Below are 8,200 nucleotides of genomic sequence, written 5' to 3'. Positions count from 1 at the left end.
ACCTTCCCGGGGAGCCGCTCGTCAACGCCTGCCCCACCTACACGCGACAGGGCGTCGAATCGCCCGATGTGGTTGCGCTGCGCAACTGGTCCACCGCCGATCTCCAGCCGCTCGCCGAGGAGGCAGACCCGATGTGGACGCTGCGGCGGCTGCTGGACTCGCCCACTGTCGCGTCGAAGCGCTGGGTGTACGAGCAGTACGACAGCACCGTGCGGACGAACACCGTTGTCGGGCCGGGCTCCGACGCGGCGGTGCTGCGGCTGCGCGGCACCAACAAGGCGATCGCGGCGACGGTGGATTGCAACGCGCGCTACGTGTATCTCAACCCGTATCGCGGCGGTCAGATCGCCGTGGCCGAGGCGGCGCGCAACCTGGTTTGCTCCGGCGCCCTGCCCCGCGCCGTAACGGACAACCTCAACTTCGGCAATCCGCTGAAGCCGGACGTCTACTTCCAGTTGGCCGAGTCGCTGCGCGGCATCGGTGAGGCGTGCACCGTGCTGGCGACGCCGGTCACGGGCGGCAACGTGTCGCTGTACAACGAGAACCCGCGCGGCGCCATCTTTCCCACCCCGACCATCGGCATGGTCGGCGTGGTGGATGACCTGGCGCATGTCACCACCGTCGCCTTCAAGGGCGAGGGCGACGTGATCGGGCTGCTGGGGACGAACCGCGACGAGCTGGGCGGGAGCGAGTATCTCAAGGTCGTCCACGGCCGCCTCGCCGGCGACGCGCCCGCGCTCGATCTTGAGGCGGAGGCTGCGCTTCAACGCGCGCTCCTCGCCGCCATCCGCGGGGGGCTCGTGCGTTCCGCGCACGACACGGCCGAGGGCGGCCTTGCCGTCACGCTGGCGGAGTGCGCGTTCGCGGCGTCCCCCGCGTGCGGGGTGGATGTGGAGCTCGAGGACGACATCCGCCAGGCCGCTCTGCTGTTCGGCGAGACGCAGAGCCGCGTCGTAGTCTCCTGCCGTCCCGACGATTGGGAGCGGCTCGCGGCGGTGATGGCGGAGCACGGCGTCCCCGCGGCGCGCATCGGCACGGTGGGCGCGGCGGGCGGGCGTTTCCGCATCGTCACGCGCGGCGGGGTGCTGGATGCGCCCGTGGCGGAGCTGGTCGAGGTGTACGAGTCCGCCATCCCACGCCGCATGGACGGCAGCGTCGGCGACATCGTGACGTCGCTGCGGTCCGAGGTGCAGAACGGGCAGGAGTAGCGGGCAACGGTGCAGCGTCACACCCCCCTGTCATCCTGAGCGACGCGCGGCTCCGTACTCGCCTCGTCTCCAGACTCTCGCGCGGAGCGAAGGATCTACTGCGCGTGGCGAGGGACTGGCAGCGCGAACTGATCTCCTGCCGCGCCGGCTAGATCCTTCGGGCGCCGCACGAACGGGGGAGCACGGCGAGATCTGGGTGGGCGGCTTCCTCAGGATGACAAAAGGAGAGGAGGGACCATGGAGGCGGTACAGATCATGACGCCGGCCGGGGCGGTGGTGGAGCTGCTGGGGGAGGCGTTCGAGGGGCCGCGGGATCCGAGATCTACGTGGTTCGTGAGCAACGCGCCGGACTCCGGGATCTTTGGGACGCTGGCGGGGCTCACGCCGCAGGAGGCGTCGCGGGCGCCGGGGCCGGGACGGAGGAGCGCGGCGGCGCACACGTCGCACCTGGCGTTCAGCCTGCGCGTGAGCGCGGCCAGGCTCCGCGGCGAGGAGCCGGCGGTGAACTGGGCCGAGAGCTGGGCCGTCTCCAGCGTGGACGCGCGGGGGTGGGCGGGGCTCCGCGCATCGCTGCGCGCCGACTACGACGCCGCCCGCGCACAGCTCGCATCGCGCACGGAGTGGGACGCGGAGGCGCTGGCCGGCGCCATGGCGATGGTGGCGCACTGCGCGTACCACCTGGGCGCGCTGCGTCAGATCGTGCACCCGCCCGCGCACGATCCGCATCGCTGAAGCGCACACCGGCGGCGTAGCGGTGTACGCAGGGGCCACCGCGCGAAGGAACGCAACGGACACCGAGGAAGCAAACGGCATGTGTGGAATCGCAGCGGTCTCTGGCACGCCCGAGGCCGCGAAGCTCGTTTACCTGGGGATGTACTCGCTCCAGCACCGCGGCCAGGAAGCCGCCGGCATCTCCACGTACGACCGCGTCACCGGCGCCAGCCACCGCCATCGCGCGCCGGGGCTGGTGTCGGAAGGCTTCAGTGAGAAGGTGCTCGCGGGCCTTCCCGGGGACGTGGCGCTGGGGCACATCCGCTACTCCACGGCCGGAGGCGCGGGGCTCAAGAACTCGCAGCCGATCCGCGTGCGCTACCGCGAGGGGCAGCTCGCGCTGGTGCACAACGGCAACCTCACCAACGCCAACGAGCTCCGCGGGCGGCTGGTGAACGACGGCGCCCTCTTCCAGAGCGACATCGACAGCGAGGTGATCGTCCACCTGATCGCCCGCTCCCCGCGCGAGGGAGTGGAGGCGCAGATCGACGACGCCCTGTCGCAGCTCACGGGGGCGTTCTCGCTGCTGATCATGGTGAACGACACGCTCTACGCCGCGCGCGACCCGCTCGGGTACCGCCCCCTCGTCATCGGCCACCTGCCGGACGGCGGAATCGTGCTGGCGTCGGAGAGCTGCGCGCTGGACATCATGGGCGCCCGCTTCGTGCGCGACGTGGAGCCCGGCGAGGTCCTGCGCATCCGCGGCAGCGAGATGACGAGCCTGCGCCCGCTACGCCCCGAGGGCGAGCCGCAGCCGTGCGTCTTCGAGCTGGTGTACTTCGCCCGGCCGGACACCCACCTGTGGGGCTTCTCGGTGGATCGCGCGCGCCGCGAGTGCGGCCGCACCCTGGCCGACGAGCACCCCGCCGACGCAGACATCGTGATCTCGGTGCCGGACTCGGCGAACTCCGCCGCGCTGGGCTTCGCGGAGCGGAGCGGCATCCCCTTCGAGCTGGGGCTGATCCGCAACCACTACGTCGGGCGCACCTTCATCGAGCCCTCGCAGGCGGGGCGCGACTTCAAGGTGCGCATGAAGTACAACGCCGTGCGCGAGATCCTGAACGGAAAGCGGGTCGTGGTGGTGGACGACTCTCTCGTGCGCGGCACGACCAGCCGGGGCCTGGTGAACATGCTCCGCGAGGCAGGCGCCCGTGAGGTCCACTTCCGCCTCGCCTCACCCCCGGTGCGCCACCCCTGCTTCTACGGCATCGACATGCCCACGAAGGAGGAGCTGATCGCCGCCAACAAGAGCACCGACGAGATCCGCGCCTTCCTGGGCGTCGACTCGCTCGGCTACCTCTCGTCCGAGGGGATGCTGGACGCGGTGAGCGACGCCGGCACCTTTTGCACCGCCTGCTTCAGCGGCGACTACCGCGCGCCGCTGGTAGACCAGAAGCGCGGGTTCGCGATGAGCTCGCATTGTTAGGGAAGTGCTAAGTGCTGAAGTGCCAAGTGCTGAACAGAAGTGCGTTAGTGCGTTAGTGCGCTGGTCACTTAGCACTTAGCACTTAGGACTTAGGACTTCTTTATTCCAGCTTGTGTGAGTGGCCCCTGCGCCCCATCCTGATGCACGCGGCAAGGCGCCGCGCTGACCGAATACACTGAGAGGCTTTATGCAATACCGCACCTATCCCAACACCGACATCACCGTCAGCGAGGTGGGATTCGGGCTGTGGACGCTCGCCGCGGGGTGGTGGGGCGAGTTCACGGACGACGAGGCCGTCGCGATGCTGCACCGCGCGCACGACCTGGGGATCACCCTCTTCGACTCCGCGGACACCTACGGCAACGGGCGCGCGGACGAGCTGCTGCGCCGCGCCTTTGGCGACCGGCGCGACCGGGTGGTCATCACCACCAAGGTGGGCTACGACTTCTACAGCCACCCCGACGCCCGCCGCGGCCAGCAGGAGATCCCCCACAGCGCCGATCCGGAGTACCTGCGCTTCGCCGTCGAGGAGTCGCTCAAGCGCCTGGGTACGGACGTGATCGACATCGTCTCCTACCACAACGCGCACGAGGAGCACGTTCCCAACGATGTCATCTGGGAGACGCTGGAGACGCTGCGGCAGGAGGGGAAGATCCGCGCGTGGGGCGGCGCGCTGGGGCCATCCAACGGCTACCTGTTCGAGGGGCTGGACCTGATCCGCGAGCGCCGCGCGCAGAACCTCCAGCTCATCAACAACATCCTGGAGCCATTCCCCGGCCAGATCCTCACCGAGGCCGCCGAGCAGAGCGGACGCACGGGGATCCAGGTGCGCGTGACGCACTCCAGCGGGATGCTGGAGGGGAAGTACACGGCCGACACCGAGTTCGCCAAGAACGACCACCGCCGCCACCGCCCGCGGAGCTGGCTGATCAACGGCCTGCAGAAGCTGGAGTCGCTGCGCTTCCTGCACGAGGGGCGCGGGATGACGCTGGGGCAGGCATCGCTCAAGTGGCTCCTCGCCTCGCCGGTCGTGATGACGACGCTCCCCAACATCTACAACGTGGAGCAGCTCGAGGAGTTCGCCGCGGCCTCGGACCTCCCCGATCTCACCGCCGACGACCTGTCGCGCATCGCCGAGCTGCAGCGCACCAACTTCGGCGTACACGAGGAGCACATGCGCTACAAGGGCACCATGCAGCGCGATGGCGAGCCGCTCGGCCCCGTGTACCGCTACGAGGGCGACGGGTACCCGGTGGTCGGCGCGGAGATGGTGGCGGCGGACTGAGGGCCCCCACCCCCAGCGTCGCTCCGCGACGCGTCCCCCTCCCCCGAAACTGCCCGGGGGAGGGGGTTCTTACGTACATGGGGTGCGGGGCGGCAGGGTTCCTTGCGGCGGAGGGCACGGGCAGCCACGCGGGGCTGCCCCTACGGGGTTCGGGTGCGATGGCGGGGATCGCGGCAGGGGCAAGGGTGGGCAGACACGCAGGTCTGCCCCTACGGCATCGCGCGGTGCCCACGCCCCCTCTCTCGATAACGGCGAGGGCGCAGCCCTCTCCGTTATCGGGAGAGGGGGCAGCGAGGAACGAGCGGGGGTGAGGGCCCCACGAACTCCGCGTACAGCTCCTCCAGCACGCGCTCCGGATCGTCGCACAGGCCGCCGTGGATGGGGGAGCTCTGGATGATGTCGGAACGGAGGGCGGTGAGCCAGTGGAAGCGCTCGGAGGGCGGTACCAGGGCGACGGGGCCGTACTCCGGCGCGCCTTCGCAGATGCCGCGCAGGGAGCGCAGGTAGCGCGAGAGGAGCTCGGTGTCGGTGCTCGGAAACAGGGGCGCGAGGTCGGCGGGGTCGGTGAGGATGCGGATGCCGAGGAAGCCGGCGGTGCGCGCGTGGACGAGGACGCCGACGTTTACGAACGTGCCCAGGTGCACGCGCGGCACCACGCGCACGACGGCGAAGTTGTACGAGATCCAACCCTCCGCGCTCATCGGCGGGCGGAGAGCGGGCGGGGCGGCTCGCGCAGCAGGCGGTCGCGCGCGGCGATGGCCTCGGCGGCGAAGGCGCGGGGGGCACGGAGGCGCGCGCCCAGGTAGTCGCAGTAGCGGCGCCGCGCGGCTTCGGGGGCGTCGAAGTCGCCCGAGCTGAGAGGTCCGGCCAGGAGCTCGTCGGGGACGCGGGCGAGGACGCCGGTGAGCGCGTCATCGGTGAGGCGCGCGGCCATGGCGGCGTCGGTTTCCCCCAGGCCGTCGGCGGCGCGCAGGAGGATGTGGTCGCGGATGAGCGGAAAGGGCGCGCGGGCTCGCGCCTCGTCCACCGTGGCCCAGTTGTGGTGCGCGTAGAGGGCAGCGCCGTGGTCGATGAGCCAGGGGCGCCCATCCCAGATCATCAGGTTGGGGTTGCGCGCGCTGCGATCCGGGTTCGTGACCAGCGCGTCGAGCCAGACCAGGCGCGACGCGAGCTCCGCGCTCACCAGGTGCCCGGCGGCGGCGAGGTCGAAGTTCAGGGCGCCTTCCAGGTAGCGCAGCCCCACGTTGGGACCCTCGCTGGCGCGGAGGAGGTCCTGGATCTCGGGATCGGGCTCCGCGCGGCCGAATGCGGGGAGGAGTTCGATGCGCGCCAGTTCGGGGACGGGCAGCTCCAGCTCAAGCGCCAGGAGGCCGACGATCAGCTCGGCGACGAGCGCCTTGGGCCCCTGCCCCGCCCCGCGGAACTTGACTACGAACATCCCGCCGCCGTCCGTATCAACCACGGCGGGGAGCGAGCCGCCCTCGCGGAGCGGGACGAGGTACCGCGTGGCGGTGTATTGGGGAAGCTGGGGCACGCGGTCGCCTCCGGGCGAGGTGGGGTCGGCCGCGAGCGTCGCGGCATCGCGAAGGTAAGCGGCGGCGCGTGAAAAGGGGAGAGCGGGAGCGCTTGACACCACGCCGCCCCCAAGCAAGATGCGGCACACCCATCCGCCCCCGCATCCATCGCCAGCCCGTGACCCGCCTCGCACGGAGCCACAGAGGAAACAGCGAGAAAAGAAAAGGGTGCAGTTCCCTCTGTGCCCTCGATTTTTCCTCTGCGTCTCTGTGTGAAACGCTGTTTGAAGGACTTGCGCGAGGAGCCGAAGCTTCCAATCTTGCTCCCCGTGCTACTCTCCCGGGTAGCAAGAGCACAATCCGCAGAACGCCCCCAGGAGAACGCGATGGAAGCCACCGATGCCGCGGATCTGATCAGCGAAATTCGCGAGGAGATGCGCGAGGAGCGCGCCGAGCACGCCTCGGACGACCGGTTCCGCAACGTGACGGCGCTGGTCATCGCCATCATGGCCGTGCTGCTGGCGATCGCGACGCTGGGCGGGGGCAACGTGGGCGAGGACATGGTCCACAACAACATCAAGGCGAGCGACACCTGGAGCTTCTACCAGGCCAAGAACGTGCGCCAGACCTCGTACCGCCTCGCGCTGGACGATCTGGAGACGATGCTGGCGCTGAGCCCGTCGCTCTCCCCCGAGGCGCGCGCGCAGGCTGAGGCCAAGATCGCGAAGTACAAGGAGACGATCGCGCGCTACGACGACGAGCCGGATGCCGCCGCGCCCAACGATCCGCTGCGTGGCGAGGGGAAGAAGCAGCTCTCCGCGCAGGCCCGCAGCTACGAGCAGGCCCGCGAGCGCGCCTCCGAGCAGGACGCCAACTTCGACTACTCGGGCGTCCTCCTGCAGATCTCCATCGTGATGGGATCGGTCGCCATCCTGGCCAACTCGCGCAAGGTGCTCTGGTTCGCGGTGGTCATGGCGATGACGGGCACGGTGCTGATGGTGAACGGCTTCTACCTGTTCTTCCACCTCCCGCTCTGAGCCCCCGCGGAGCCGCTCCGACGCCGCCGCGCCTTGGCACATCGGGCGCGGCGGCGTAGCTTTGGGGTAGAACGCCGATCCGCACCCCAGCACCGGAGCTTCTCCATGCGCCACATCCTGTTCGCAGCCGCACTCCTCGCCTGCGCCACGCCCGCGCTGGCGCAGCACAACCACGCGCCCGCCCAGCAGGGCGCCGAGCACTCGCACGAGGGCGGCCAGCTTCCCGACGGGTGGAAGGCGCGCCCGGACCGCGCCGATTCGGACATGAGCAAGGTGCACTTCATGCCGATGAGTGGCGGGTTCCACGCCATCACCGGTCCCGCGGCGATCCTCTACCGTCCGGCGGACGAGGCGCGCGGCGTGTACACCGTGCAGGCGCGTTTCAACCAGCGCAAGGCGCCCGCGCACCCGGAGGCGTACGGCATCTTCTACGGCGGGCGCAACCTGGAGAGCGGGAACCAGGAGTACTTCTACTTCCTGATCCGCGGCGACGGCAAGTACGCCGTGAAGCACCGCGCCGGCAGCGAGGTGCACGACATCCGCGACTGGACGGAGCACGCCGCCATCCACAAGCAGGACCGCAATGGCCGCGCGAGCAACCTCGTCTCCGTGGCCGTGAACGCGACCGCCGTGACACTGATCGTGAACGGCACGCGCGTCGCGCAGTTCCCGCGCACCCAGATGGGCGCCACGGACGGCGTGCACGGCCTGCGCATCAACCACAACCTGGACGTGCTGGTCGACCGCGTTTCGCGGCGCTGACGCAGAGGGCCCCCTCCCCCCGGCCCCCTCCCCCGCCTGCGGGGGCGCAGGGCGGGTGAGGGGGAGAAATTCCGCCCCTGCCACGGACACCGTGGCGGGGGCGTACTTCATCACGCCCTCCGCGCGCCAACCTGGTAGGGGCGGACCTGCGTGTCCGCCCTCCCCCGCCCCCACCCCACCCTCCGCCCCCGCACGCA

The 8,200-nt window shown here is 70.3% G+C and carries 8 protein-coding genes; 6 read left to right on the top strand and 2 right to left on the bottom strand.

The window, feature by feature from the left end; genetic code table 11:
• The 4 genes from VF647_14090 to VF647_14075 all read left to right on the top strand — a co-directional run.
• On the top strand, positions 1-1,208 hold a 1,208-nt coding region (locus VF647_14090), incomplete at its 5' end, for an AIR synthase related protein (protein ID HEX8453228.1).
• A 237-nt stretch (positions 1,209-1,445) separates the two neighbouring features.
• Positions 1,446-1,940, top strand: a complete 495-nt coding sequence (locus VF647_14085) for a DinB family protein (GenBank protein ID HEX8453227.1) — start codon at positions 1,446-1,448, stop codon at positions 1,938-1,940.
• A gap of 79 nt (positions 1,941-2,019) precedes the next feature.
• Positions 2,020-3,405, top strand: coding sequence for an amidophosphoribosyltransferase (gene purF, locus VF647_14080; protein ID HEX8453226.1), 1,386 nt, complete (start codon positions 2,020-2,022; stop codon positions 3,403-3,405).
• 187 nt (positions 3,406-3,592) lie between these two features.
• Positions 3,593-4,690, top strand: a complete 1,098-nt coding sequence (locus tag VF647_14075; GenBank protein ID HEX8453225.1) for an aldo/keto reductase — start codon at positions 3,593-3,595, stop codon at positions 4,688-4,690.
• Between the two features lie 272 nt (positions 4,691-4,962).
• Here the strand turns inward: VF647_14075 and VF647_14070 are convergent, their stop codons facing one another.
• Both VF647_14070 and VF647_14065 read right to left on the bottom strand, forming a co-directional pair.
• Positions 4,963-5,391 (bottom strand): DUF3037 domain-containing protein, encoded by a 429-nt coding sequence (locus VF647_14070; GenBank protein ID HEX8453224.1) that lies wholly within the window; start codon positions 5,389-5,391, stop codon positions 4,963-4,965.
• Positions 5,388-6,323: a HipA family kinase gene (locus VF647_14065; GenBank protein HEX8453223.1), complete on the bottom strand. Its 936-nt coding sequence runs from the start codon at positions 6,321-6,323 to the stop codon at positions 5,388-5,390. The genes VF647_14070 and VF647_14065 overlap by 4 nt, the downstream gene beginning before the upstream one ends.
• A gap of 267 nt (positions 6,324-6,590) precedes the next feature.
• Between VF647_14065 and VF647_14060 the strand changes: the two genes are divergently transcribed.
• Both VF647_14060 and VF647_14055 read left to right on the top strand, forming a co-directional pair.
• Entirely contained in the window at positions 6,591-7,241 is a 651-nt protein-coding gene (locus VF647_14060) for a DUF4337 domain-containing protein (GenBank protein HEX8453222.1), read from the top strand.
• Between the two features lie 105 nt (positions 7,242-7,346).
• On the top strand, positions 7,347-8,003 hold the full coding sequence (locus VF647_14055; protein ID HEX8453221.1) for a hypothetical protein: 657 nt from the start codon (positions 7,347-7,349) through the stop codon (positions 8,001-8,003).
• Positions 8,004-8,200 lie beyond the last annotated feature (197 nt).

Origin of the sequence: Longimicrobium sp. (assembly GCA_036387335.1) — a bacterium.
Taxonomy (GTDB): domain Bacteria; phylum Gemmatimonadota; class Gemmatimonadetes; order Longimicrobiales; family Longimicrobiaceae; genus Longimicrobium.
Note: the sequence above shows the minus strand (reverse complement) of the source record. Positions and strands in the feature narration are given on the sequence as shown.

What these genes read in the sequence shown, in the direction of transcription:
- VF647_14055 (HEX8453221.1), top strand. Translation starts at nt 7,347, where the DNA reads ATGCGCCACATCCTGTTCGCAGCCGCACTCCTCGCCTGCGCCACGCCC.
- VF647_14060 (HEX8453222.1), top strand. Translation starts at nt 6,591, where the DNA reads ATGGAAGCCACCGATGCCGCGGATCTGATCAGCGAAATTCGCGAGGAG.
- VF647_14085 (HEX8453227.1), top strand. Translation starts at nt 1,446, where the DNA reads ATGGAGGCGGTACAGATCATGACGCCGGCCGGGGCGGTGGTGGAGCTG.
- VF647_14075 (HEX8453225.1), top strand. Translation starts at nt 3,593, where the DNA reads ATGCAATACCGCACCTATCCCAACACCGACATCACCGTCAGCGAGGTG.
- purF (HEX8453226.1), top strand. Translation starts at nt 2,020, where the DNA reads ATGTGTGGAATCGCAGCGGTCTCTGGCACGCCCGAGGCCGCGAAGCTC.
- VF647_14070 (HEX8453224.1), bottom strand. Translation starts at nt 5,391, where the DNA reads ATGAGCGCGGAGGGTTGGATCTCGTACAACTTCGCCGTCGTGCGCGTG.